Below are 23,563 nucleotides of genomic sequence, written 5' to 3' on the forward strand. Positions count from 1 at the left end.
CGACACCGCCGCATAGCGGCAGCCGTCCGGAGTCTTGGCTGCGGCGTCCGGCCCACGTCACGGTAGCGTGGCACATCCGATCGCCATTCTCGCTCTCCGGCCAGGTGTCTTTGGCGCACCTGGTCCGGGGCATCCTCACAGCTTGCCACTCCCGGGGGTTGGCGATTGCACATGGACGACGAAACGTGTTCTGAAAGCGACTTCTTGAAAGCCCTGCCCGTTAATCCGCGCCGCCTGAACGAAATCGACATGCGCCCACTGTGGTTATGTGAACCATCGCTCGCCCTTAATCGGATTGACGCAACGCATTGGCAACCAATGTAAACGCAGGCGAAGGCTGCCGCCGGCTGGGGTAGTACAAATAGTAGCCTGAAAATGGCGGACACCAATCTTCCAGCACGCGCACCAGCCGCCCCTCTTGAAGATGGGGTTCAAACTCCTCTTCCGGCAGGTAGGCGACGCCCAGCCCAGCGACTGCCGCCTGCACGATATGAGTCGACGTGTTGAAAATGAGTTGGCCGTCCACTCGTACGTTCACCTGCTTGCCCCGCCGCTCGAAATCCCACACATAGAGCCCGCCCGATGTTGGCATACGCTGGTTGATACAACGATGGTTCACCAGATCACGCGGGTGCCCGGGAACGGCACGATTGGCAAAGTACGCTGGCGAAGCCACGGCAGCCATCCGCAACGCAGGGCCGATCGGGACCGCGATCATGTCCTTGTCGATGGTGTCGCCCAGCCGCACGCCCGCATCAAAACGATCCGCCACGATGTCCCGAAATCCGTAGCAGACGTCGAACTCGACATTGATATCCGGGTAATCGTGCAGCAGCCCGGTCAGTTTGGGCAGCAAGGTCGTGCGCAGGACATGATCGCCGCAGGTGATGCGCACAGTGCCCGCGGGCTTGTCGCGCATTTCCGTGAGCCTATCCAGCTCGGCTTCTATTTCATCGAAGCGATTACCGATGGCGTGCAACAGCCGTTCGCCCGCAAGGGTCGGCGAAACGCTGCGGGTGGTCCGCGTCAGCAAGCGGATCTGCAAGCGTGCTTCCAACCCGCTGATTGCCTGGCTCAGCGCCGATTGGGTGACGCCCAGCGCCCCGGCAGCTCGCGTGAAGCTGCCTTCGCGCGCCACCGTGACGAAAGACAGCAGATCGTTGAGGTTTCTTTTGACCATGGCAGCAGCACTTCAAGCAAATTGATTAGCCATGCTTATAGCCTTGTTAAGCATTCATTAGCTAGTCGCATCACTGTTCCCAAGTCACCATGAACCCTATGAACAGAGACCCATGCACAACTGCGATGCGATCGGCCCGGCGTGGTTTGCTGGCGGTAATGCTCGTGTTTGGCGGCTACGCAACGATGAGTGGTGCCGCGTCGGCGCCCTCGAAAACGGAGAACAGGGTGATGTGGATGACCGTCGGCGAACACCGCTTCGCCATCACCTTGGCCGACAACGCGGCCACCCGCGCGTTTGTCACGTTGTTGCCGCTGACGGTGGCGATGAGCGATCTCAACCGTAACGAGAAATACGCCACCCTTCCCCAAGCGCTACCTGCCGAAGCCAGCAAGCCGGGAACGATCCGCAACGGCGACTTGATGCTGTACGGCACGGACACCCTGGTCGTCTTTTATTCGAGCTTCAACTCGACCTACGCCTACACCCGCCTTGGGCAAGTGGACGACACCGCGAAGTTGGCTCAAGCGCTGGGCCGGCGAGATGTGCAAGTGATGTTTTCCCAACACTGATAACGCCCCATCGACAGGATCCCCAATGAAAAAGATCTTCGTTTTACTCACCCTTCTTGTCACTTCGCTCACAGCCATAGGAGCCGATATGTCCAACGGCGCAGATAACTTTTATACCAGCGATGACGTGACCGTACAGAAGGTCAATTTCAAGAACCAATATCAAATGAACGTGGCAGGTAACCTGTTCATGCCGAAAAAACTCAATGGCAAGACCAGAAGCCCGGCGATTGTCGTCGGCCACCCGATGGGCGCGGTCAAGGAGCAGAGCGCCAACCTCTATGCCACGAAAATGGCGGAAAAAGGCTTCGTGACCCTTTCCCTGGACTTGTCGTTCTGGGGCGAAAGCGAGGGGCGGCCGCGTAATGCCGTCTCGCCGGATATCTATGCCGAGGACTTCAGCGCCGCGGTGGACTTTCTCAGCGCCCAGCCTTTCGTCGACAAGGAGCGGATTGGCGCGATCGGCATCTGTGGCAGTGGCAGCTTCGTGATCAGCGCAGCCAAGATCGACCCACGCATGAAAGCCATTGCTACGGTGAGCATGTACGACATGGGCGGCGTCAATCGCAACGGGTTGAAGCATTCCCAAACGCTCGAACAGCGCCGGTCGATCATTGCCCAAGCCACCCAGCAGCGTAACGTCGAGTTCGCTGGCGGTGAAACGCTCTATACCAGCGGTACGGTGCACCAGTTGGACGCCAACATTCATCCTATCCAACGTGAATTCTTTGATTTTTACCGCACCCCGCGCGGCGAGTTCACGCCATCCGGCTCGTCGAAAGACCTGACCACGCACCCGACGCTGACCAGCAACATCAAGTTCATGAACTTCTACCCGCTCAATGACATCGAGACCATTTCACCGCATCCGATGTTGTTCATTGCTGGGGCCGATGCGCACTCCCGGGAATTCAGCGAGGAGGCTTATAAGCTCGCCGGTCAGCCCAAGGAACTGGTCATCATTCCCGGAGCTGGCCATGTCGATCTTTATGATCGGGTCGACCTCATTCCGTTCGATAAGCTGACGACGTTCTTCCAGAGCAATCTGAAGTAATATCTGGCCCAGTCGATGTGGGGCGTGGCCAGACTCCCCGGCGGCCCGTTGATTCGCAAGGATGTGGTCGATCCATTGCGCTACCTCGGCCACCCGGTGGTACGCCGCAATTACGAGGCCAGTAGGGACGTCGCCTCCCTCGGACCGATTGCTACCCGAAACAGCACCTACGCGTTGCAAGAATACGGGTAGCGTGATCGTGCCTCGCCAGCGCTCATGGCAGATGGAAAATGTTCGCCTGGCGTTGATGGCAGAATGCTGCTTGCTTGGCTACCATTTCTCAACGCATACCCTCTTCGAGGTTGGAATCGTTTCTGGCGTAAACCAACAGCCAGTCAGAGCATCCCTGTCGATAGGCAGGAAAGGTATGTTTCAACGTTAACCTTCAAAAATTCATAGCGTTACAAGGAGAGTAAGCATGAACCTAGACTGGCCAGCGTTGGGCTTGAATAACGTAGAACACTCTTTTGGAACCAAGTTTGGCGCCAGCGCCAATCCTTTTCTTCAAAAAGCACTGAAGGATCAAAAGAAAAACGGCAACTGCTTCGCTTACTCGATGCTCTGGTGCCGTCAAAGCATAAAGTTGAACCGCAAGCTTCAGAGCAAGAATGAGCTAATCACGCACATGCCACTCATGGTCGCAGCGCAAGCGATGCAGTCGCAGCAGGTGCGGCAGAACAAAAAGGGCGCCTACGGAGCAGAGGGCATGCTGGGCGAGGCCTATTACCAAGCGATGGCGGCTGCATTCTGCGTTAGCGCAGCGGAGGTTGGCAAAGATGTTGGATCTATTTTGAGCGACCACAACGGCTGGCTCGACTTGGTCACCAAGTCAGAAGGGCACTATGTAATAGCCTTTATCTTCTCCGGTGGAGGAGCGCACGCTGTAGCGGCGTCGAATAAAGGTAGGGAGCTGGTATTTTTTGATCCCATTTATGGCCAGTATTCAGTCGATAATTACGCGCCATGGGAGCTGATGCAGTACTACGCCGATGTCAAGAAAGGCTGCGACAGCTACGGCTTTATAACGAATTGGATCGCGGTCAGCGTGACCTGAGGCAGCTTCATGTCGACGTCGAATCGGATGACTGATTGGCGGCACGTGCATCGTCAGTTATTTATTGAGCAACGGTCATTTCCCACAAGGCCTGTCGCCAACGTCAGGAACAATCCTGAGAAAACGGAAAACTGATACCATCCGGACATTGACACGCTGAGCAGAACAACATGAATCGCCGCAAGAAAATAAACCAGTTATTGAAGGCTAACGCCAAGAAAGCCAGTGCCAAGCTGGCGCCCAAAAACAAGAATCAATACATCAGCAAAGCCGACCGCCTGAAATTGGCAGCTGAAGCCAATGACGCGCCCATTACGTCCCCGGAAAGCTGAGCCACGTCGCGCCCCTTCTTTGAAGCGCTGCTCATTCAAGGCAAGATACGCCCCTTGAACCGCAAGGAGCGCATGAATGAGCCCCCTTACCTACCGCCGTCGCACAATCCCCATCCTGATAGGGGCGGCAGCCTTGGCCGTTCTTCCTGGCTGCCATCAGGCGACCTATGAACAGAAAATGGACGCCTGGGTCGACAGCGGCGGGAAGTCCATGCCGACATTCCTTACTTCGGAAGAAATCAAACGGCTGGAAGAAAGACGTTACATCAGGGTTCTGCGTGCCACCTTGGTTCGCGACGCGCTCTACGCCAATCCCGAAGGTCTGCGGGGAAGTGTCAAGTTAACGATGAAGCTGGATCGCCAGGGAGATGTGCGGCTTTGCGAGGCTAAGTCTGCTGAAGCCGGCACCCCCTCCCGTTTGGTGAACCTCATGGCCGACGTTTGCTGGAGTAGAGCGTGGGGCCCCCTCCCGGAAAATCTCCAGAGTCCAAAGGATGGCGGCCTCGAAATCATCGCGCCCTTGATCGCATCAGGGGAGACGCCGTCAATGGCTGATCACGAACGTCTACGCCAACGGGATGCCGTTGAAAGTCGTTTCTTTTGGGACAACGTCGTTGCAAAGCAGTCCCTGAGCGCTTTCGGCACCGCCCGCTTCGACTTCACGGCGAACGCGAAGGGTGAGGTCATTCGGTGCGACGTAGAACTTGAAAAACACAGCCTGCGCCCGGAATACTTTCAACCCAATCCTGAGTTACGGCAGACACTCACCCAGCAATGCCTAGAGTTGAACGTCGCAAAGATGCCTGACTTTCAAGTGAAAGCTGACGGCACTGCGAAGCGCGTGGTCCGGGTGGATTATCTGCCGTGGAAAAATCACGTAGGCCAGCACTAGGAGATTTCTTTGCTGCCTTTAACGGGCGTACGCAACCTTCATATCGGCATCACCCTTTAGGGCAACAGCGGCCAACGACGCAACCCAGACCACCGAAACCCCATAGTTGAGCCGCTGGTACAGGCCAAACAAGTGCCCGTCGGCCAACGCCGTCGCCATCAGCACAACGGTCACAATGGCCAGGACTACGCAGATCGCCGAGAACATGGCGAACCTGGACGACGAAAGCAGCGACTTGCCAAGGAACGCCCACAACGCCCCCGCCAGGGTAAGCGAGATAAACATCACCAATCCCGCAAGGTTGTGGTTCTGTTGCGAAACCGACGGTTCAATTGGCGCACAACCTTGGTCACAGGAAAAATAGCCGGCCACGAAACTTGCCAAACCGTGGACGAAAATCAGTGCGGCGCTAAGCAAGGCCATCCGCGATGCCTTGAACCGTCTCGCCACGCCTAGAGCGAAAAGCACGAACATCACACCCAGGGGAAAGTTGTTCACCCAGGCAGAGAAGCTGTGGGTTGGCGATCCAACGGCGCCTAGTTGGCTCATGGCTTGATCCAGATGGCTATAGCCTGGGTAGGCCCGGGCAGTCAGTGCGACACCCAAAAGCAGCCAGAATGGAATCAATATTCCGAAGCCTAGCAAAGCACGATCGATGGTTTTCATGAGGTGACATTCCTTGTCGTTGTGATGTCTGTTTGTGAGGTGATGTGATGTGAAATATTGCATTGATTCAAGCGTCCAACCGCTCAATCAAGAACCGGGTGCAGGAAACTGCGAGGAGTCAATAACGTACCGGACATGGCAAGTGATTAACAGGCTCAATCCTTTGAATTCTGGAGAAAACGGATTCTACACAGAATACGCAGTCAATCATTAATCGGGATCGAAACACCATGGATGAACGCCAAACAATCATCAAGAACCAGATCCGCGCCATGGTGATCGGTGGCGAATCTGACGAGATCACCTATCGATCGGAATGGCTCGGTTACCTGCCCTTCCCGGTTTTTCATTGGATTGAACACCAGGGCGAAAGCTTTTCCAGCGACTTCCCTTTCGATTGGACCCTCGAAGATCTGGCGAGCCTTGAGCGAATGGGCTTCTTGGAAATACTAGAAGCCTACGAAAACCCGGACGACCCTTTTGATCGGGATATCCGGTATCGCGTTCATGTGGGATGCGTATAACAGTAGACTGGAAAAGATCGGCAACCCAAGGAACGGAAAGAAAATGGGCATTCTTGATCGCTTGTTCGGCGGCCGCTTTACCCTGCCGCCACCGGAGGAAACGACGCTCAGCGACGCGGCGATCATGCGGGAGCTGCATCCTTATCGCGCCGAACTGAAGGCGTTTACCCAAGCCCTACTGGCCCGTATACCAGACGCCGAACGTGCCAGGCTGGTCAGGCGCGTGCTGCGCATTTACGGCTCGGGCCAGGAGCCGGCCACCGCGCTGGTGGAAGGCTTGCTGGATGCAGACAGAGGCCAGAAGCTCGAACACTTGGCGTTGCTAGGCGTCGACTGGAGAGGCTTTGATGGTTTCGAGTATCTGGTACCCTATCTGGTCAGCGCCAGCGGGGTAAAAGAAACTTACCCCTACCGCTATGAGGGTACGCTGCCGATGTCGGAGACGCTGGCCAATTTCGACCGATGGCTCATGGCGTTCGACAAACGCTACCTGCACCTGGACGCTGGTAGCGACGAATATGTCGGGTTCATTGCCGATACCGACCAGGTCGAAGCCATGATCGAACTCGCACGGCAAGCAGGTGTTGCAGTGCGCCTCGAGAGCTTTTGAACCGGAATGGGTATTCGCTGAATCTCGTTATCCCGCTGAACGAAGCACGCCGCATCACAGTCGGAGCAACAAGACCCTCGACAAAGAAACCTGGCCCATGCTCCTACGACTTGCTGCCCTCGCTACGCTGTTCACCTTGGCTGCCGGCACAGCGGCCGCGGCACCGGAACCGCTGCGCCTGGAAAGCTTGAAACGCTGCGGCGACCTGTTGCAAAGCCAGCACCAGGATTGGTGCCTGACAGCGCGCGGGCTGGGTGATGCAACGCCGCAACTGCAACTGGCGGCAAAGGCAATACCCGCAGACACGGTCCAACGCGAAGGGAACCACCTGCGCGTGCGCCTGGTCGCCGCCGATTACCAAAGCGGCCCGCTCTGGCTGCAAGACGGCTCACGCACCAGCAATGCCGCCTGGCTGACCTTGCGCAACAGTCACGTGCTGGCCGCCGGGCCGGACGAAGTAGCAAAGAACATGGACGGCCTGACCACCTACGTCGATCTGGTCAGCGTGCTGATCGAAGAAGACCGTGATGGCCGCCAGGAAGCCGAGCGCCTGGCCCACAAGTACGGCGCGAAGGTGGTCGGCAGCATCGCGCCGCTGAACCTGTACCAACTTCGCTTGCCCGCCAAGGACCTGGTGCAGCGCGATGCACTGGTGCTGCGCCTGGGCAGCGAGACCAGCGTGGATGCCGTGGTGATCGAGGAGTCCTCTGCCGAAGAAACCGAGCAGGCCGCTGCCCATCCTGAAGAACCGAAAAAACCCGCCCTGGACTCCGACGAATGGGCCGCGAATCGCTTTCTCGACGCGGTGAACTATTACCAACGGCGCATCCCCGGCCGTCAGCCACCCATCCAGCCGCAACCGGTGCGCATTGGCCTGATCGAGCGCGATGTGGACTTCGACACGACGGATTTCGCGGACGACCTCGGCGCCTGCTCGCCGCCGCGCACTTGCGTCTACGCCCGCGATGCAGACAAACCGGACAATCACGGCACGACCGTCGCCGGCATCCTCGCCGCACGTTGGGATGACAGCGGCAACACCGGTTTCCTCCGTGGCCTGGACAAGGCCAGCGGTGGCTTCGAGGTCATCGTCGAACGTAACTCCGATGCTGGCATCACCGCCAACATCGCCGCCTCGGTCAACCTCGTGGAAGACGGCGTGCGTGTGCTCAATTGGAGCTGGGGCATCCACCGCGTCGGCGCCAAAGACATCAAGGGCGATGACGTCGACTCGCTGCTGCGCTCGGGCCTCGCCATGGGTGGCTACGAAGAACTGCTGGAAGAGTTTTTCCTTTGGCTGCGCAAGGCGCATCCCGACGTGATCGTGGTGAACTCCGCCGGCAATGGTTCTTCCTTCTCGGGCAGCGACGAATATCGCCTGCCCTCCTCCTTCATCACAGAGCAATTGCTCGTGGTCGGCGGGCACCAGCGCAGCGAGCATACTGGCGTTGCCGTCGACGACCCGGCCTATGCGGTCAAGCGCAGCTCCTCGAACATCGACATGCGCGTCGACATCACCGCCGCCGCTTGCGCCCACGCCTCGACGAGCAGCGCCGGCCAGGACAGCGCCGTGCATTGCGGCACGTCCTACGCCACGCCCATGGTCGCGGGCCTGCTGGCGGCGATGCTGTCCATCAACCCGCAACTGCAACCCGAGCAATTGCGCATGCTGTTACGCCGCAGCGCCATGACCATCGGCGAAAACCACGACTTCGAACCGATGGACGGCGAAGACCTCACCGCGCCCATCCTGCCGTCGGAACGCCGCTACCAACTCAACGACAAGGACGTCGGCCGCTCGGCACGGCTGGACATGCAAAAGGCCCTGGATTTGGCGGCGCAAAGCCGTGAACGTGTGCGTTGAACCGGCGGGTCATGGGAGCAATCGGTAAGTGGATTGCACCAAGCCCGACGCAAAGCTGCGGCTGGATACGAGTTTCAAATCCACATCCTGCTCAAGCCCGCCAAACAACGGCCTCCCCGAGCCAATCAACACCGGAACGGTGGTAATCACCATATCGGTCACCAAGCCCTCGCGCAGGAACGACTGCACCACCCGCCCGCCATCCACATAGACGCGCTGCACGCCTTGGCTTGCCAGCTCCGTCATCAACGCCTTCGGTGCCAGGTTGGAGAAACGCAGCTTATTCTTCAACGCCTCGGGCACCGGCGAATCGGCCAACTGTTTGGACAGCACCACCACGGGCCGGTCGTAGAACCAGGTGTCGAAGGTCCGTACCTTTTCATAGCTCCCGCGCCCCATCACGATGACGTCCTTGTCGGTGATGAAGTCTTGATAGCCGTGGTCCTCGGATGGGTCGTCGCGTTGCAAGAGCCAGTCGATGTCACCGTCGGGCCGAGAAATGAAACCGTCCAGGCTGGTGGCGATGAAGACGTGAGCGGTAGGCATTTGAGGCTCCTTTGTTGTGGTGGATATTGAGGTGTGGCCGTGAGGTGAAGACTTGTTCAGCGACGCCACACCCGCCCGTCGCTATTCACTACCCAAGGTGACCGATCAGCAACGATACGCACCCCGCCGGCCCAACGCTCTGCTGGCGCGTAATCGAGCCAGTTGATATGCCCGAGCAACATTTGCTCGCCCAAGGCCGTCACACGAACAAGGCGCCTCTGCCATTCACGTCCCGGCTGTTCATGCACCAAGGGGTGTGGTGCATCGATCAACGGTCGCAGCAGCGCATGGAACATCAGGTCGCCCAGATAAGGCAGAGGCTCGTAGCTCATCATTAGATGGCTGAACACCTTACCAGCAGGCAGCTCGCCATGATCGGCGAGCACACGCAGCACCAGCCGCTGAGTCAGACTCAAGCCGTCGCCTGCCCCGGGAAGCTCCTGCAGTTGTCTCGCCAAAGCAGGCCCGAGCAGCGGCAGCGCGGGATGCAAGTGTGCTGCAAGGCCTGCCCAGTCGCCTGGGTCCGCTGCGGTGTAGGCGGCCCATGCTTCGCGCGCCAGTGCCAACGCGTCCTCACCGAGCGAGCGCCGTTGCGACCAGAGCCAGGGGAGCAAATCCGGGGCAAGCTGACCAATGCCAATAAAGCGCTCCACGCCGGGTACCCGGCTGATTTCAATCAATTCGAGCCTGCGCGGCAAGGCCGGCAAACTCGCCAGTAACCGGATCAGAAACAATTGATCGTAGGCGTCGCCCTCGCACCACAATACCAGCTCACTGTCCGCGTCCAGTTTTGCCAGCGCGTCATGCTGCAAGGCCTGGCGCTGTTGAATATCACGGCGAGAGAACCCAAATGCCTGTTCCAAGAAATTGGCTCGCACTGACCAGTAATCATCGTCAGGTAATGCGGGGACCGGACCCATCACCATCGGATCATCAAACATATGAAACGAACCTGAAAAACCAGCCACCCGCAGGCTGTGCTCGATGTCGTTACCGCATCGCCAATGCTGGACCGCCGCTTCGTTAGTCGCAACGAACCCCGGATGACGTGCGGCGAACGTCACGCCATCGGTGTGGGTAATCAGCTTGGGCCAACTGGCGAAACCAGCCTCACGGGCAACCAGCCATTGTGTGTCGGCCAGTCGATAGTCCGGGCCAGACAAGCCCATTGCGCGCAGCTGCTCACGCACATTGTCGGCTTCATGGTTTTTCAGTGCCTTCAAAAGACGCTTGGCGCGCTTACGCAGGAAGGGTAAATCGAGGAGACCGTGATGACGGGAAGCGTTGGTGGCGGGCATGCCAACTCCTTACAGGGCTCGGTCCGCCGACAAGCCGGGAGTTGGAATGAAAAACTCGAAAAACCTGCCTTGGGGATGACCCCTTCGCGCGGACCGCAGGCGCAGCAAACGCCCGGGGACCGACTTTAGCGGGAAGTACTGATGAAAGCAAAGCTTGGCGGTGGGCAGATTTCGGAGTGCTGGGGAGGTGCATCCCCTCTGGGTTGCTGTGAACATCTAGAAATCTGGCCATGGACTGTGCCGCAACAGGCGACTTTCGGCCCAGAAACGGACGCTGGACAGCGCACGACTATGGAAAAAAGGCTTATACCCCATGCCGTTCACTTAAGAAAAATGATGGCCCTGTGGCGAGGGAGCTTGCTCCCGCTCGGCTGCGAAGCAGTCGTAAACCGGCGGGTGCGGTGTGTGTCTGATACGCCGCACTTGGCAGGTTTTGGGGCCGCTTCGCGGCCCAGCGGGAGCAAGCTCCCTCGCCACGGGTTTGTCGATTGCCTTACAGCATTGGGCTTACACGCCTGCTTACCAGTTGTAACTCACTTTGGCGGTAATCTCGCGACCCGGGTTGTAGAAGTTCGCCGTGCCGGAACCGACCACGTGCTGCTCATCCAGCAGGTTGCTGACGTTCACCGCAAGGTCGGTGCCCTTGGCGATCTCGTAGTTGAAGGCGGCGTCGAACAGCGTGGTGCCATCGCTTTTGCCGGAGTTGGCTGCATCGAAGTAATAAGAGCCGACGTAGCGTGCCCCCAAGCCAACGCTGACATCCGTGCCGGGCACGTCGTAATAACTCCAGAGCGAAGCGGAATGCTTGGGTGCCGTGGAGAACTCATTACCCTTCAGGGAGCTGCCGTCGTACAACGAACCGCGCAGTACCTCGGACTCCATATAGGAGTAGCCACCGATCAGGCTGAGGTTCTGCGTCACCTGCGCCTTGGCCTCCAGGTCGAGGCCACGGGCCCGCGATTCGCCCACCGTCTGTTGTTCAATGATGCCGCTCGGCAGCACCACGGCGATGGTGACGTTTTCCTGGGTCAGGTCATAAACGGCTGCGGAGAACAGTGCGTCCATCCCCATCGGCGCATACTTCACGCCCACTTCGTACTGCGTGCCCGTCTGCGGTGTTACGCCAACCTGAGGCGGCGAGACGGATTCCACCATGCTCACATAGGTGGACACCTCATCGTTGACGATATAGGTCAACGCACCTCGGTAGGAGGTTTCGGAGAAGTTGTCTTTTTCCGTGGATATCAAGCCTTTGCTGGTAAGGTCCATCGAGTCGTTGCGCATACCCGCGGTGACGATGAAACGCTCGTAGAACGATAGGTTCTGCTGAAGGAACACGGCCTTGGTGGTCGCGTCTCGCTTGTTGACGGCATACGGCGTGATTGAGCGTGGAACGCCAGTAAACACGGGGTTTGCAATGTCAATCGGGGTGGTCAGGGTGTAGACCGAGCTTTCCTTGGTGGTCGAATCGAGATACTCCACGCCCACCAGGCTGCTGCTGTCGATGTTCTCGAAGCGGGCATCGTATTGCAGCATAAGATTGCCGTTGAACTGGTCGGCCTCACTGTCCGTTCCAAACAGATACCGGTCAACGGTAGTACCGACACGTGCGGCGCTGTCGCTGAGATAAACGTAGCCAAAATCATCGGTCAACTTGCTGTAACGCAGATTGCTGCGCAGTACAAAGCCGTTGTCGAAGTCATGGGTGACGTTACCGCTGAGGCTGGTGCGCTCGACATCGTGGAAGTTGTAACTGGGCTCACCATAGAACTTGCTGCGGTCGTATTCCTTGTCCAGCGGATAGCCGCCACTGTTGGGCGAACTTTCAGTTTTCAGATAGTCCAGAATCACGGTGGCTGACGTGTAATCCGTGGGTGCCCAGGTGAGGCCACCCATCACCAACCGGTTGTCGTCCTGTGAGTGATCGTACTCGCGGTCGCTGTTTTGGCCTTTGGCAGTAAAGCGGCCAGCCAAGGTTTTCTCGTCGTTCAGCGCATCCCCCACATCGATGCCTGTCTCGACATGGTCAAACGACCCGTAGGTCACATAGCCTTGGCCAAACTGCTCGAAGCGCGGTTGTTTGGTCACGAAGTTCACCGAACCACCCGGGTCCGCGGGGCCAAACAGCGTGGAGTTGGCGCCACGCAAAATCTCGATGCGTTCATAAGCGAATGGATCTTCGCGTACCCCGCGCATCGAACTCAGGGTCAAGCCGTCACGGTAGGTAGTGGCCTGGAAGCCCCGGATCTGGAAATAGTCGTTGCGGTCATCCGTACCATAGAAGTCACTGACCACGCCCGGCGTGTATTGCAGCGCCTCTTCCGTGGTGCTGACGCTGCGTTGCTCCATTTCCTTGTTGGTAACCACCGACACCGATGCCGGTGTATTGAGAATGCTGGTTGCCACCTTGCCGCCAACCCAGAGCTCCTGGGCGACCACCGAGTTGGCGTCGTCGTCGGCACTGACCCTGACCTTGGCATTGATGATGAGGGGTGCAAGGCGGTAGTCCTCGACGTCCGTTGCGCCGAGCTCCAGCGGGCCGGCGGGCTTTGGTCGAGGGGACAGTAGATAGGCATTCGGGCCTTGCTGTTCGATTTGCAATTCGCTCCCCTGCAGCAACGATGACAGCGCTGCCGATGTATCGAGCGTGCCATTCACGCCAGCCGTGGTGCGGTTCACTACACTCGACGCGTCGAAGGAAAGACTGATGCCAGCCTCCCGCGCAAAACGATCAAGCGCCGGCGCCAGTGGGCCGGCAGCGATGTTCCACTGCTTGACTTGGTTGCTGTGGTCAGCGCTCGAGGTTTGCGCCAGCGATGGCAATGCGTAGCTGCTCACGATCAAACCCAAAATCGCACCGTGCAAGGCACGATTTAATGGATGGCGCTGTGAAACCGGGGACGAACTCATTTTCTCGCTCCAAGAAAGGACATCGGCAGACTGGCCTGTATTCCGGCCTTCCTTAGAGGTCGAACGAGAATGAGAAAGCACCTCATTCTTTTTCAGGCAGCGCAAAGTTCCGATGGGCTCAGGTGGCAGCGGTCACGGTCACCCAATAGCGGGTCCGATAATCAATGTGCAAGTGCAGTGATTGCGCAATCAATGCCAGGACCTGATCGTTGTCGGCGAGCTGGAAGGTGCCGGAAACGCGACGATCAGCGACCTCTTCGGCGCAGCGCAGTACCCCGGGGCGATAACGCGACAGCTCCACGATGAAATCATTGAGGCGCATATTGCGTGCACTGATCACCCCGTCACCCCAGCTCCATAGATCAAGGCCATTGCCTTTGAACGTTCGGGCACCACTTGATGTGAACAGCAGCTGATTGCCTGCCTGGACGCTGCGGCTCGCAGGCGTTTGACTGGAGCCGGGGAAAACCGTGACCGATCCTTCCTGAGCCGCGACCAGAGTGCCATCGTCCAGCTCGCGTGCCAGAAAGCGGGAGCTCTGGGCGCGCATGATCCCGTCACGGGATTGCACCCAGAACGGTCGCGCTCGAGGCGAGTGTTGATCCGCACCGACATTCACGATGATTTCACCCCGTCGCAGGATGATCAGGCGTCGCTGGGCGTCGAAATCGCTGTCGACGGCGCTATCGCTATTGAGCTGGATAAGGCTGCCATCATCGAGTTGGAAGCGTCGTTGCTCGCCGGTGCTGCTGCGTTGTTGCGCAAGCATGGCGGGTACGGGTGTGTAGTCCCGGCCGAGCCAGGCTGCCGTGCTGACAGTCGCCAATAGGCCCAGCAGCTTCAGGCTTTCGCGCCGCCGCATTCCATGATGGGTGCCATTAAGGGTGTGTCGCGCCAGTTGAGCGGGCACGCCGGCGAATTCATCCCCAAGCGTTTCCACACGCTGCCACGCCAACCCATGCTCCGGGCGCTGCTGGAGCCAGTGCTCAAAAGTGCGCTGTGTCTGTTCATCGGCTTGATTGAAGCGAAGGCGCACCAGCCATTGGATCGCCTGCTCGACAATGGCCGGATCCAGCGTCTGCGGCTCACGACTCGACATAACGCAAGCGATAGCAGTGTTGCAGGGCCGTGGCCAGGTCGCGTTCCACCGTCGCGCGGGAAACACCCAGCTTTTCGGCTATTTGCGCGCACGTCAGGCCGTCGAGTCGGGCAAATAAAAATGCCTGGCGAACTCTCGGTTTAAGCATACCGAGCATGCGATCTATGCGCTCGAGCGCATCAAGAATCATCAGTCGGCTTTCTTCCGAGGGCACCTCGTGTTGAGGCAGCAACATGATGCTTTCCAAGTAGGCACGTTCGAGTTCGCGACGACGATACTGATCAATCAGCAGTCCGCGGGCGATACTGCTCAAATAGGCGCGTGGTTCGCGCAAGGGGCTGGACTGACGGGACTTGAGCAGGCGTACGAAGGTGTCCTGCGCCAAATCTGCTGCGTTATCGCGACATCCAATGCGTCGGATTAGCCAGCCGTATAACCACGAGTGGTGGGTTCGATAGAGCAGCCCTAGATCTGCAGTACCTAGTGTTTCATCGCTGCGCATCGGAATCCCGGCAAGTACATGATTGATAATTAATCGCATTCTACTCAGGCGATAGGCCTTAGGCAAATACGTGGCGCTTAGTGTCCGCTTCTGGGCGAACGCTTCTCCACCCAAAGCCGATACTGGCGGGTGCGAAATGCCAGGGCGAGCTGTTGCAGGATCAGCGCGCGCAACGGCGACACCCTCGAATCGGGCTTTTTGGCCCGACTCAGTTTGTGCAATTGAAACTTCACGACCGCCACGGCGCCCCAATCAACTGTGGGAGCGAGCTTGCTCGCGATGGCGTCGGTACATTCAACATTGATGCAAACGGCCCCACCGCGATCGCGACCCAGCATGCCCCTCTACCGGTTTGCGGGTAAATGGGCGGACTGCCTGGAAACTCGATTCATCGAACGGCCCGGTTCATTGCATCAATGAGGTCTGCCTTGCCGCCGGCAAGCGAAGGTGCTGAAGCAGCCACCTTATCGTGTGGGAATCCAAGGGGCATGGCGCTGGCAGCGTCCAGCTGTGCCAGTTGATCCGCCGTCAGCTGAACTTCGACTGACGCCAGGTTATCGGCCATCTGCTCCGGCGTGCGTGGACCGATGATCGGGAGTGTTCCCTTGGCCAGCACCCAGGCGATTGCGATCTGGCCCGGCGTGTGGCCGGTCTCTTCGGCGATCGCTAACACCGCGTCCACCGTCGAGGTCTTGCGCTCGCTGTCCTCATCGTGGATCACCGCCCCCAAACCCTGCGCACGACCGGTTTCCCCTTTGCGGTATTTACCGGTCAGCAAACCACCGCCGAGCGGTGACCATCCGACGGTTCCCAGATTGAAGGCAGCGGCCATCGGCAGGAGTTCGCGTTCGGCCGAGCGCTCCACCAGGCTGTGCTCCAATTGCACCGCCGATATCGCCGACCAACCCCGAAGCTCCGCCAGGGTGGCGGCCGTTGCGACACGCCAAGCCGGGAAGTTCGACAGTCCGCTATAGAGCACTTTGCCAGCGCGGATCAGGTCATCCAGCCCCCGCACAATTTCGTCGATAGGCGTTACGCCATCGGGCATGTGCACCCACAAAAGATCAATGTGATCCGTCTTGAGGCGCTTGAGGCTGGCCTCCACCGAGCTGCGCATGGCTTTGCGGCTGTTGCCGGAGCGCAGGACGCCGGCACCAGGTGAATCACCCAGCGAAAATTTGGTCGCCAACACGACTTCATCGCGCTCGGTCGCCATGAAATCGCCGAGCATGGATTCCGATTGGCCAAATTGATATTGATCGGCCGTATCGATGAAATTGCCCCCTGCTTCACGGTAACCGTCGTAGATTCTACGGGCCTCGTCCAAGTCGGCTCCGTAGCCCCAGCCTTTACCAAAGTTGCCAGTGCCCAGCGCGAGGGAAGAGACCCGCAGGCCGGTATTGCCGAAAATGCGATAGCGCATGACGGACTCCTTCAGAGCAAGAGGCTTCGGCGACCTGCGCTGGGTTGAGAGTGAATGAGTGCGCATGGAGTCTAGACGGGTTATTGCGGGCTTGCTGCGATGGGTTGGCTCGCCTATTGAACCTGACTCAAGAGATTGATAGGGTTGCCTCTCTTTCAAAACGCCCTCCCGGTTCGCCGGGAGGGCGTTTTCGTTTTGGTTCCCCCAACCACAAAGGAACCATGAAATGAAAGCATCCGTTGAAATCAGCTTCGGAGCTGACACCACCTTAGGGTATGTGCGGTACGGCAATGGCCCCATTCACGTACTGGTCATGCATGACTGGCTGGGCGACCACTCCAGCTACGATGCCGTCATGCCCTGTCTTGACGGTCGCGCGTTTACCTATGTTTTCGTTGATGTGCGTGGCTACGGACAATCCATTGAATTGGCTGGCGAATTTACAGTGGAGGAGATTTCCTCCGATTGCCTCATGCTCGCCGACCAGTTCGGTTGGACGCGCTTCCACGTAGTCGGCCACTCGATGACCGGGATGATCACGCAACGTATCGCTGCGGATGCCCCGTCTCGCGTCGCAAGCGCGATAGCGGTGTGCCCCGTTTCTGCCGCTGGCAATCGGTTGAGCCCAGAAGCTCTGGCGTTCTTTGCCAGCACGGCAGAAGACGACGAGGCCCTTCGACGGCTGTTCAAATTCGTGACCGGAGGTCTTTGCGATGGATGGGTTGATCTCAAGGTCCGACAAAGCCGCGACAGAGTCTCACCTGCCTGCCGGGCGAGGTACCTCGAAATGATGGTCACAGCAAATTTCGTCGATGACATTCAAGGCCTTGAAACACCGTATTTGATTATTGTCGGCGACAAGGACCCCGGACTTGATACCGCGGCTATGGCCCGAACCTTTCTGGCGTGGCATCCGAACGCAGAACTGCACGTTATCCCGAACTGCGGTCATTACCCGATGCAGGAGTGCCCGCCTTATTTCGCAACTGTTATCGAGGGTTTCCTGAAACGCCACACCGGTTGACCTGAATGGCGTAAATCAGGCTGCGTGCGGACATCATCGGGCCCCTGGCCTGGATTGTCCGCAACGGCTCAAGACATGGTTTTTTGGATGTCCTTAACGACAACACAAACAACCACTGATCACCGGCTGATCAGGATCGTTCTCAAGAAATGTAACCACGACTTCCATGCCCGTCCGGGGCAGCCCCATCTCACAACGCCAATCGGACGCCCTCTTCAGCCAACAACGACTCTTGTCGTCAAATCGATCTTCACGGTCCCAGGGAAACTCGACCTTGATCCTTGCGAAGCGCCGATCACCCTGGATTTCTTCGTCCTCCAGGGCGATGACTACAGCGGTCTGCTTGCGTAGTACCTGCGGTTTCTTGTGAGCCAACGGCGGACGATAGGACACATTCCATGGCAGCACGATAAAGCGGTTGCGGTACCCTTGGCGGAAGTCATCTTCGTTCCCCGTGTTGCCACTGGCGACGTGCTCACTCATTACCTGTGGTTGCCGGCCTTCGTGGACGACCTGGGTCAGTAGCCATGGGGCATTCCACTCCTGGCGCGGATGGCCTGAGATGTCCAGTACTTGACCGCTGACCAACCGAGTCTGGTCGCTCTGCCCTTCGGCTTGTCGATAAGCCGCGTGGCGGCGTTCCATGGTCCGAAGACGTATCTGTTTTCCGTGCTCATGACCGGTGAAACGCTCCAGCCTGTCATCTGTTTCAATGTCCAGCGGTTGTTGTGAGATACGACGGGTGAGCTGTCCCAGACGCAGGTTGATGCGCTTGATCAGTGGCTCGTTGGCCACCCTGTCGCGCGCTTGCCCATAAGCAGTGGGCTGTCCAATCCTGGGGAAAGCCGCCTGATCGTCACCAAAGACCAGCACATGGCCTTGAGCACTGTGTTGGAAGTGAAAGTGAATACCCTCCTCTTCACACAAGCGCTGAACAAAGTGCAAGTCCGTTTCGTTGTACTGAGTACAGTATTCACGGTCTGGGTAGGTCGCCCCCAGATGAAACCGATAAGCGTCGCCCACAACGCCGTGTTCTTCCAATATCAAGGCCACGATTTTCGGTACCGAGAACTGTTGATAGATCCTTCGGTTGATGCGGTGACGCAAGTAGGACAACTGCGGGACGAGGGCCAGGCTGTAGCGCATCAAGTGCTGACCATGAGCGCTATGAACGATGTGATAGACCCGTCCATGAATGCCGTTGCCCTTCGCGTCCAAGGTCAGGAAAGCCTCTCGATCGAAAAGGCTTTCAAGCGCCAGGTCAGACCGTTCGCTAACAAAATCCACGCTGAACAGGTAGGGCCTGCTGAGCGCCTCTTCTCCCGTGAAGGCGAGCACTTGAAAGTCGTGGGCAAAACCGTCGATGGTCAAACTGAAGTGCGTTTGATTGGCTGGGTTGAACATCCGCTGTTCTCTTTTTAAACCTGCTGCTCGTCCGACGCCCGCCTATAACCAAGGCACGCAACGAGCAACAGGCGACAATCAAGTCAGGTCACACACCACTCTTCACTTTGGTCCATATCCGCGTGCGGATTCGCTCCAGTTTCAATGGCAGTGGCTCAAGGGGAATAAGTGTCGCGACCGTCTTTTTGTCGGGATAGATCCAAGGGTTGTCTCGCAACTTCTGCTCGACAAACTCAGCGGCATCTTTGTTTGCGTTAGGGTACAGCGTGTGATTTGAGGTCTTGGCGATAATTTCTGGTCGCAACATATAATTGATGAACGCCATGCCTTCCTTGGGATGGGGCGCATCTTTCAGCAGCACCAGATTCTCCGACCAGGACAGCGCGCCTTCGCGAGGAAGACTGTAGGAAATCTTGCGTCCGGTGTTAGCCTTTTCGTTGATGGCCTGTGCCGCCAGGGCACCATTGGCCCACCCCACAACAGCACAGATATTGCCGTCTGCCAGGTCGGCGTCGATTCTGGACGAATCGAAATAAAGGACGTAGGGGCGGATTTTCAACAGCAAGGCTTGGGCTTTCTGGTAATCATCCGGGTTCTTGCTGTTGCTAGGGAGTCCAAGGTAATTCAAGGCAATCGAGATGATCTCACTGGGAGAGTCGAGCATTGCCACTCCACACGATTGGAGTTTGCTGATGTTTTCTTCTTTGAAGATCAGATCCCAGCTATTGACCGGCGCATCATTGCCCAATGCCGCTTTGACTTTGTCCACGTCATAACCAATGCCAGTGGTGCCCCACAAATAAGGCACGGCGTAGCGGTTACCTGGATCATTGACTGCGAGCTGAGCGAGGATGTCAGGGTCAATATGTGAAAAGTTACTCAGCTGATCACGATCCAAAGGCTGAAGGACGCCCGCCTGGATCAGGCCTGGCAACACATTGGAGGTCGCCACCACCACGTCATACCCAGTGCGCCCGGCCATGACCTTGCTCTGCATGATCTCAGCGCTGTCGAACGCATCCATGTGCACGCGCGTGCCAGTTTCCTGTTCAAACTCCTTTGGCGTCTCAGGCGCCAGCAACCCGAACCAGTTATAGAGATACATCCCAGGCTCTACAGCCGCCACGGATGTGCTTATCCCGACACAGAGAAGCGAGGCCGAAAAAAGGGTTCGCAAATGTGACTTTCTCATGCAACATCCTTGTCAAGACGACATGCCCTCATGGCTATCGTAAACCTGGCAGCGAATATACCGGCTGCCACCGAATAGTAAATACCTACGAATACTTACCTTTGACCTGCGACGCCCTAACCCTAAAGGGGTAGAAAATGCCGTTTGACCTTCACAGCCTGGCCTGGCATCGATCGATCGGGAAGCTGATCATGCAACTGAACCGTCCAGAGTTCTGGAGTTCACTGGTTCGCACATTAAATGAATACGTGCAGATCGATAATTGGGTGGTATTGATTTTCAGCAACCAACAGGTACAGGTCGTCAGTCTTCCCGAAGTGGCCGATGCGGAAGAAGTTGACGCTTTCATTCATCGCTACGTGAAAGGTCTTTATTTACTGGATCCATTTTATATAGCCAATCGGGAAAACCCGCAGAGCGGTTTCTTCCACCTGTTGGATATTGCACCGGAATACTTTCTTGAAACCGAGTATTACCACAAGTATTTCGCCCAATACATTTCCATGGACGAAGCACAATACAATGTCCAGCTCGACCCCGACAGAACGTTGTGCCTATCTATTGGCAGCAAAGCCCGTTTCAGCCAAGAACAAATAACCTTGCTCGACATTATCAAACCGTGGGTGACTGCATTGATGCATCAGCGCATGGGGTTTGAAATTGACGTGGAGAAAACGCTGGCTGAGCCGCCTCTATGGCCAGAAACGGTCAACCAGCTGGGCACGCAGATAACGGCACGTGAAAGTGATGTCCTTCGTTTATTACTCAGCGGCTTCTCCAACAAAGAAATAGCCGGAAAGCTTTCCCTCTCGGCGGAAACCATAAAGGTGCACCGCCGCAATATTTACGCAAAACTGAATATCAAGTCCCAATCCGAGCTGTTTGCTCGTTTTTTCATGCCAAGACAGAACGTTCCTGCTGCGCATTGAAGTCAGTGGGTACGTCTGGGCATGAGGTATTCTGCGCGGTGTTAAACACGATCCAGGCCTGCGGCGTGCCACTGCTTGTCACGACCCTTTGATCGTTCTGAAGGCGACGCACCAGGAGTTCTGCATGTTGATTGGACATCGGTTCGAGCGCACCGCGCAGGATGACCTGCACATCCACTCCCGTAACCTCGTACAAAGCGCATTCGTGCTGCTGACAGGCGCGCTTGCCTTCATTGCACCGGTGGCGTTCGCCGTGTTTGTGATCGCTGACGGAGGCCTCCCTCAGACTGACGTCGATCCATTGTTCGCATTGCTGATTGTGCTGGGACTGCTGCTGATCCCTGCCCTCGGCCTCCTCTTGATGGTGTACACCGGCGTCCGCGAGACCTTGCTGTTATCGCGACGCGAGGGTGAAGGCAAGCGCCGCACCCGAAACTTTTTTGGACGCCGCGAGCGTGTGCATTCGGTCTTTAGAATCGACACCCCCAAATGCCTCGAACTTCGTCGTCGCCAAGAGGCCGAGCCCGCCTACACCCAGCTGTGGCTGGTGATGCGCGATGGCACCGAGCACCGCCTGACCACCGACAACGTTCCGGTAGTGCCGGGCAGTAAACCCACCGACGTGTGGCTGCGTGAACTGGCCGACTATCTGAACGTGGCAGTGCCTACTGAAGTCGTCGCGGGTTCGACGGCGGCTGTGAAGCCAGCCTACAGACCTGCTCCAGCCCCAACCAGCGGCAAGGCAGTGAGGGAAGCCAGGCAGCGCAGAACCCAGGAACTCGCGCCTGCCCATGAGCCCACTGAAAAACTCGGCGCGCCCGCACGCGCCCTGCTCCTTCTACTGGGTGTTTTCCTGGCAGTCCTGGAGCTGAGTCACGTCATCACCTTGGTCCCTGCGCTATTTAGCGGGCGGCTGCGCGTCGGCGGCGGTCGAACCGGCATGACAACGTTCTACTGGGCCGAACAACCGCTGACCTTTTCATTCCACATGCTGGTGGGCATGGCCGAGGTGTTGATCCTCGGATTCATCGCCTGGGGTTGTCTGCGCACGGCGATCCAGGGCCGGATGAGTTCCAATCCCTGAGGGTGGTCAATTCGGCCACTGCTCGGTCAGAAACGGTGAACAGGAGGCGGCCCCCTCGATGTGGTAGACCCTCGGCTCCTCCGAAAAATATTCCTCTAGGCCCATCATGAACACCCGATGGTCTTCACTCGCTTCGAAACCCGGCGTGTGATCCTCAAGTGACTGCCATCGCACGATCAGGTTGAATTGCTCGGGGGTCTCGATCCCTTGCGCCAGCAAGTGACCGCCGTAACCCTTTGCCCGGGTGAGCAAAGGAGCGACCTCGGCAAATGCACGCCTGAACATTTCAGTGCGTTCTTTGTGAACGGGGAGCAGAGCGATCTCATAAATCATGGTATTCCTCGAAAATGGCTTGAACGGTTAAACGGACGCAATTACGGGATCAGCGAAGGCTCGACCGCTATCGCGATTTTTCCTTGAACACCGTTGTTGGGGCTCTCCAGCCGTGCATGGGCCAGCCCAATGTCGGCAAGCGAATAGACGGCGCCAACGTGTGGCCGCAGCTGACCTCGCGCGACCAATGCGCTCAAGTCATCGAGCTTGCCGCGGTTCTGCCTGGTGAAAACGAAGTGGTAACTCGCATTCTTGCCCCAGGCCTGGACAAGATTTTGTGGCTGCGCAATGTCCACGATCGAGACAACGCGGCCAAGCTGTGCCAGCGCGTCGGGGCTGCGCGACAAGGTATTGCCGCCGATGGTGTCGAACACCACATCCACTCCGCGACCACCCGTTTCCCCCATGATGGCGTCGACGTAGTCCTCCTTTTCATAGTCGATGACCACATCGGCTCCCAGGCTTCGCACGAACCCGGCGTTTGCCTCACGCACGGTCGTGAACACCCTTGCCCCCATGGCTTTTGCCACCTGGATCGCCACATGCCCGACACCCCCCGCGCCGCCGTGGATCAGAATGCTTTCCCCCACCCTGAGCGCCGCACGCACGATCAATGCTTCCCACACCGTCCCGCCAACCAGGCTCAGGCTTGCCGCCTCGAGATGGCTCAGCGAGGCTGGCTTCTTCCCGATGATGCTTTCGGCGGCAACGTGGTACTCGGCATAGCTGCCTGGCCCGTCAAATATTTGCGGGGTGTACCAGACTTCGTCCCCTGGAGCGAAGGTGGTCACTCCCGGCCCAACCTCTTCGACAACGCCCGATACATCGTGTCCGGTAATGGCCGGCAGTTGCACCAAGTCGGGATAGTCGCCGCGACGAACCTGGTAATCCAACGGATTGATGGAGGTTGCGTGCACTCGGACCAAGACTTGTCCGGCGTGCGGTACAGGCTTGGGCACCTCGCGCAGTTCGAACGATCCCGAGCCGCCGAATGATTTAAGTACCATTGCTTTCATCGTAGTTCCTCACATCTATAAAAAGGAATATCGAGATATCTCGATATATTACGGT

Annotated in this window: 24 protein-coding genes and 1 pseudogene; 12 read left to right on the top strand and 13 right to left on the bottom strand. The window is 57.8% G+C overall.

Features of this window, described 5'->3' with window-relative positions:
* Positions 1–286: 286 nt before the first annotated feature.
* Complete coding sequence (locus HU715_RS11300) at positions 287–1,180, bottom strand: LysR family transcriptional regulator (protein WP_186704804.1); 894 nt, start codon at positions 1,178–1,180, stop codon at positions 287–289.
* Positions 1,181–1,305: 125 nt separating this feature from the next.
* On the opposite strand from HU715_RS11300, the gene HU715_RS11305 reads away from it, so the two are divergent.
* The 6 genes from HU715_RS11305 to HU715_RS11330 all read left to right on the top strand — a co-directional run bounded on the left by HU715_RS11305 (position 1,306) and on the right by HU715_RS11330 (position 5,084).
* Positions 1,306–1,752 carry a cyclophilin-like fold protein gene (locus HU715_RS11305; protein WP_186704803.1) on the top strand — a complete coding sequence of 149 codons (447 nt, stop codon included), beginning with the start codon at positions 1,306–1,308 and terminating at the stop codon, positions 1,750–1,752.
* A 25-nt stretch (positions 1,753–1,777) separates the two neighbouring features.
* Entirely contained in the window at positions 1,778–2,806 is a 1,029-nt protein-coding gene (locus HU715_RS11310; RefSeq protein ID WP_186704802.1) for an alpha/beta hydrolase, read from the top strand.
* A 24-nt stretch (positions 2,807–2,830) separates the two neighbouring features.
* A complete protein-coding gene (locus tag HU715_RS11315) occupies positions 2,831–2,998 on the top strand; it encodes a hypothetical protein (protein WP_225917589.1) in 168 nt (55 codons plus the stop codon).
* Positions 2,999–3,224: 226 nt separating this feature from the next.
* Entirely contained in the window at positions 3,225–3,860 is a 636-nt protein-coding gene (locus HU715_RS11320; protein WP_186704801.1) for a YopT-type cysteine protease domain-containing protein, read from the top strand.
* Positions 3,861–4,030: 170 nt separating this feature from the next.
* Positions 4,031–4,192 carry a DUF2986 domain-containing protein gene (locus tag HU715_RS11325; RefSeq protein ID WP_186704800.1) on the top strand — a complete coding sequence of 54 codons (162 nt, stop codon included), beginning with the start codon at positions 4,031–4,033 and terminating at the stop codon, positions 4,190–4,192.
* A gap of 76 nt (positions 4,193–4,268) precedes the next feature.
* Positions 4,269–5,084 carry a hypothetical protein gene (locus tag HU715_RS11330; protein WP_186704799.1) on the top strand — a complete coding sequence of 272 codons (816 nt, stop codon included), beginning with the start codon at positions 4,269–4,271 and terminating at the stop codon, positions 5,082–5,084.
* An 18-nt stretch (positions 5,085–5,102) separates the two neighbouring features.
* Here HU715_RS11330 and HU715_RS11335 read toward each other — a convergent pair whose 3' ends face one another.
* Positions 5,103–5,750 (bottom strand): DUF998 domain-containing protein, encoded by a 648-nt coding sequence (locus tag HU715_RS11335; protein ID WP_186704798.1) that lies wholly within the window; start codon positions 5,748–5,750, stop codon positions 5,103–5,105.
* 230 nt (positions 5,751–5,980) lie between these two features.
* On the opposite strand from HU715_RS11335, the gene HU715_RS11340 reads away from it, so the two are divergent.
* From HU715_RS11340 to HU715_RS11350, 3 genes are all read left to right on the top strand, one after another.
* On the top strand, positions 5,981–6,274 hold the full coding sequence (locus HU715_RS11340) for a hypothetical protein (RefSeq protein ID WP_186704797.1): 294 nt from the start codon (positions 5,981–5,983) through the stop codon (positions 6,272–6,274).
* A gap of 43 nt (positions 6,275–6,317) precedes the next feature.
* Entirely contained in the window at positions 6,318–6,884 is a 567-nt protein-coding gene (locus tag HU715_RS11345) for a DUF6630 family protein (RefSeq protein WP_186704796.1), read from the top strand.
* A gap of 97 nt (positions 6,885–6,981) precedes the next feature.
* Positions 6,982–8,748 carry a S8/S53 family peptidase gene (locus HU715_RS11350; protein WP_186704795.1) on the top strand — a complete coding sequence of 589 codons (1,767 nt, stop codon included), beginning with the start codon at positions 6,982–6,984 and terminating at the stop codon, positions 8,746–8,748.
* 9 nt (positions 8,749–8,757) lie between these two features.
* Here HU715_RS11350 and HU715_RS11355 read toward each other — a convergent pair whose 3' ends face one another.
* The 7 genes and pseudogenes from HU715_RS11355 to HU715_RS11385 form a co-directional block, all read right to left on the bottom strand.
* Positions 8,758–9,294 (bottom strand): dihydrofolate reductase family protein, encoded by a 537-nt coding sequence (locus HU715_RS11355; RefSeq protein ID WP_186704794.1) that lies wholly within the window; start codon positions 9,292–9,294, stop codon positions 8,758–8,760.
* Between the two features lie 56 nt (positions 9,295–9,350).
* Positions 9,351–10,592, bottom strand: coding sequence for a DUF1835 domain-containing protein (locus HU715_RS11360; RefSeq protein ID WP_186704793.1), 1,242 nt, complete (start codon positions 10,590–10,592; stop codon positions 9,351–9,353).
* A gap of 519 nt (positions 10,593–11,111) precedes the next feature.
* Complete coding sequence (locus HU715_RS11365; RefSeq protein ID WP_186704792.1) at positions 11,112–13,502, bottom strand: TonB-dependent siderophore receptor; 2,391 nt, start codon at positions 13,500–13,502, stop codon at positions 11,112–11,114.
* A gap of 118 nt (positions 13,503–13,620) precedes the next feature.
* Positions 13,621–14,601, bottom strand: coding sequence for a DUF4880 domain-containing protein (locus HU715_RS11370; RefSeq protein ID WP_186704791.1), 981 nt, complete (start codon positions 14,599–14,601; stop codon positions 13,621–13,623).
* Positions 14,588–15,103 (bottom strand): sigma-70 family RNA polymerase sigma factor, encoded by a 516-nt coding sequence (locus HU715_RS11375; protein ID WP_186704974.1) that lies wholly within the window; start codon positions 15,101–15,103, stop codon positions 14,588–14,590. The genes HU715_RS11370 and HU715_RS11375 overlap by 14 nt, the downstream gene beginning before the upstream one ends.
* 77 nt (positions 15,104–15,180) lie before the next feature.
* Positions 15,181–15,345, bottom strand: a pseudogene (locus HU715_RS11380) (2,4-dienoyl-CoA reductase); the annotation flags it as partial.
* A gap of 146 nt (positions 15,346–15,491) precedes the next feature.
* Positions 15,492–16,526, bottom strand: coding sequence for an aldo/keto reductase (locus HU715_RS11385; RefSeq protein ID WP_186704790.1), 1,035 nt, complete (start codon positions 16,524–16,526; stop codon positions 15,492–15,494).
* A 226-nt stretch (positions 16,527–16,752) separates the two neighbouring features.
* On the opposite strand from HU715_RS11385, the gene HU715_RS11390 reads away from it, so the two are divergent.
* On the top strand, positions 16,753–17,550 hold the full coding sequence (locus tag HU715_RS11390) for an alpha/beta fold hydrolase (RefSeq protein ID WP_186704789.1): 798 nt from the start codon (positions 16,753–16,755) through the stop codon (positions 17,548–17,550).
* Positions 17,551–17,643: 93 nt separating this feature from the next.
* Here the strand turns inward: HU715_RS11390 and tssI are convergent, their stop codons facing one another.
* Both tssI and HU715_RS11400 read right to left on the bottom strand, forming a co-directional pair.
* Positions 17,644–18,954: a type VI secretion system tip protein TssI/VgrG gene (gene tssI, locus HU715_RS11395; protein ID WP_186704788.1), complete on the bottom strand. Its 1,311-nt coding sequence runs from the start codon at positions 18,952–18,954 to the stop codon at positions 17,644–17,646.
* Between the two features lie 88 nt (positions 18,955–19,042).
* Positions 19,043–20,146 carry a polyamine ABC transporter substrate-binding protein gene (locus tag HU715_RS11400; protein ID WP_186704787.1) on the bottom strand — a complete coding sequence of 368 codons (1,104 nt, stop codon included), beginning with the start codon at positions 20,144–20,146 and terminating at the stop codon, positions 19,043–19,045.
* 137 nt (positions 20,147–20,283) lie between these two features.
* On the opposite strand from HU715_RS11400, the gene HU715_RS11405 reads away from it, so the two are divergent.
* Positions 20,284–21,075 (top strand): helix-turn-helix transcriptional regulator, encoded by a 792-nt coding sequence (locus tag HU715_RS11405; protein ID WP_186704786.1) that lies wholly within the window; start codon positions 20,284–20,286, stop codon positions 21,073–21,075.
* Between the two features lie 124 nt (positions 21,076–21,199).
* Positions 21,200–22,159 (top strand): hypothetical protein, encoded by a 960-nt coding sequence (locus HU715_RS11410; RefSeq protein WP_186704785.1) that lies wholly within the window; start codon positions 21,200–21,202, stop codon positions 22,157–22,159.
* Between the two features lie 6 nt (positions 22,160–22,165).
* Here the strand turns inward: HU715_RS11410 and HU715_RS11415 are convergent, their stop codons facing one another.
* Together HU715_RS11415 and HU715_RS11420 are read right to left on the bottom strand one after the other, a co-directional pair.
* Entirely contained in the window at positions 22,166–22,492 is a 327-nt protein-coding gene (locus HU715_RS11415) for an antibiotic biosynthesis monooxygenase family protein (protein ID WP_186704784.1), read from the bottom strand.
* A gap of 41 nt (positions 22,493–22,533) precedes the next feature.
* A complete protein-coding gene (locus HU715_RS11420) occupies positions 22,534–23,508 on the bottom strand; it encodes a zinc-dependent alcohol dehydrogenase family protein (protein WP_186704783.1) in 975 nt (324 codons plus the stop codon).
* Between the last annotated feature and the right edge of the window lie 55 nt (positions 23,509–23,563).

Origin of the sequence: Pseudomonas zanjanensis, from assembly GCF_014268745.2 — a bacterium.
Classification (GTDB): Bacteria; Pseudomonadota; Gammaproteobacteria; order Pseudomonadales; family Pseudomonadaceae; genus Aquipseudomonas; species Aquipseudomonas zanjanensis.

What these genes read in the sequence shown, in the direction of transcription:
- HU715_RS11325 (WP_186704800.1), top strand. Translation starts at nt 4,031, where the DNA reads ATGAATCGCCGCAAGAAAATAAACCAGTTATTGAAGGCTAACGCCAAG.
- HU715_RS11365 (WP_186704792.1), bottom strand. Translation starts at nt 13,502, where the DNA reads ATGAGTTCGTCCCCGGTTTCACAGCGCCATCCATTAAATCGTGCCTTG.
- HU715_RS11390 (WP_186704789.1), top strand. Translation starts at nt 16,753, where the DNA reads ATGAAAGCATCCGTTGAAATCAGCTTCGGAGCTGACACCACCTTAGGG.
- HU715_RS11400 (WP_186704787.1), bottom strand. Translation starts at nt 20,146, where the DNA reads ATGAGAAAGTCACATTTGCGAACCCTTTTTTCGGCCTCGCTTCTCTGT.
- HU715_RS11310 (WP_186704802.1), top strand. Translation starts at nt 1,778, where the DNA reads ATGAAAAAGATCTTCGTTTTACTCACCCTTCTTGTCACTTCGCTCACA.
- HU715_RS11370 (WP_186704791.1), bottom strand. Translation starts at nt 14,601, where the DNA reads ATGTCGAGTCGTGAGCCGCAGACGCTGGATCCGGCCATTGTCGAGCAG.
- HU715_RS11335 (WP_186704798.1), bottom strand. Translation starts at nt 5,750, where the DNA reads ATGAAAACCATCGATCGTGCTTTGCTAGGCTTCGGAATATTGATTCCA.
- HU715_RS11330 (WP_186704799.1), top strand. Translation starts at nt 4,269, where the DNA reads ATGAGCCCCCTTACCTACCGCCGTCGCACAATCCCCATCCTGATAGGG.
- HU715_RS11305 (WP_186704803.1), top strand. Translation starts at nt 1,306, where the DNA reads ATGCGATCGGCCCGGCGTGGTTTGCTGGCGGTAATGCTCGTGTTTGGC.
- HU715_RS11375 (WP_186704974.1), bottom strand. Translation starts at nt 15,103, where the DNA reads ATGCGCAGCGATGAAACACTAGGTACTGCAGATCTAGGGCTGCTCTAT.
- HU715_RS11355 (WP_186704794.1), bottom strand. Translation starts at nt 9,294, where the DNA reads ATGCCTACCGCTCACGTCTTCATCGCCACCAGCCTGGACGGTTTCATT.
- tssI (WP_186704788.1), bottom strand. Translation starts at nt 18,954, where the DNA reads ATGTTCAACCCAGCCAATCAAACGCACTTCAGTTTGACCATCGACGGT.
- HU715_RS11340 (WP_186704797.1), top strand. Translation starts at nt 5,981, where the DNA reads ATGGATGAACGCCAAACAATCATCAAGAACCAGATCCGCGCCATGGTG.
- HU715_RS11360 (WP_186704793.1), bottom strand. Translation starts at nt 10,592, where the DNA reads ATGCCCGCCACCAACGCTTCCCGTCATCACGGTCTCCTCGATTTACCC.
- HU715_RS11350 (WP_186704795.1), top strand. Translation starts at nt 6,982, where the DNA reads ATGCTCCTACGACTTGCTGCCCTCGCTACGCTGTTCACCTTGGCTGCC.
- HU715_RS11410 (WP_186704785.1), top strand. Translation starts at nt 21,200, where the DNA reads ATGTTGATTGGACATCGGTTCGAGCGCACCGCGCAGGATGACCTGCAC.
- HU715_RS11385 (WP_186704790.1), bottom strand. Translation starts at nt 16,526, where the DNA reads ATGCGCTATCGCATTTTCGGCAATACCGGCCTGCGGGTCTCTTCCCTC.
- HU715_RS11345 (WP_186704796.1), top strand. Translation starts at nt 6,318, where the DNA reads ATGGGCATTCTTGATCGCTTGTTCGGCGGCCGCTTTACCCTGCCGCCA.
- HU715_RS11420 (WP_186704783.1), bottom strand. Translation starts at nt 23,508, where the DNA reads ATGAAAGCAATGGTACTTAAATCATTCGGCGGCTCGGGATCGTTCGAA.
- HU715_RS11415 (WP_186704784.1), bottom strand. Translation starts at nt 22,492, where the DNA reads ATGATTTATGAGATCGCTCTGCTCCCCGTTCACAAAGAACGCACTGAA.
- HU715_RS11405 (WP_186704786.1), top strand. Translation starts at nt 20,284, where the DNA reads ATGCCGTTTGACCTTCACAGCCTGGCCTGGCATCGATCGATCGGGAAG.
- HU715_RS11320 (WP_186704801.1), top strand. Translation starts at nt 3,225, where the DNA reads ATGAACCTAGACTGGCCAGCGTTGGGCTTGAATAACGTAGAACACTCT.
- HU715_RS11300 (WP_186704804.1), bottom strand. Translation starts at nt 1,180, where the DNA reads ATGGTCAAAAGAAACCTCAACGATCTGCTGTCTTTCGTCACGGTGGCG.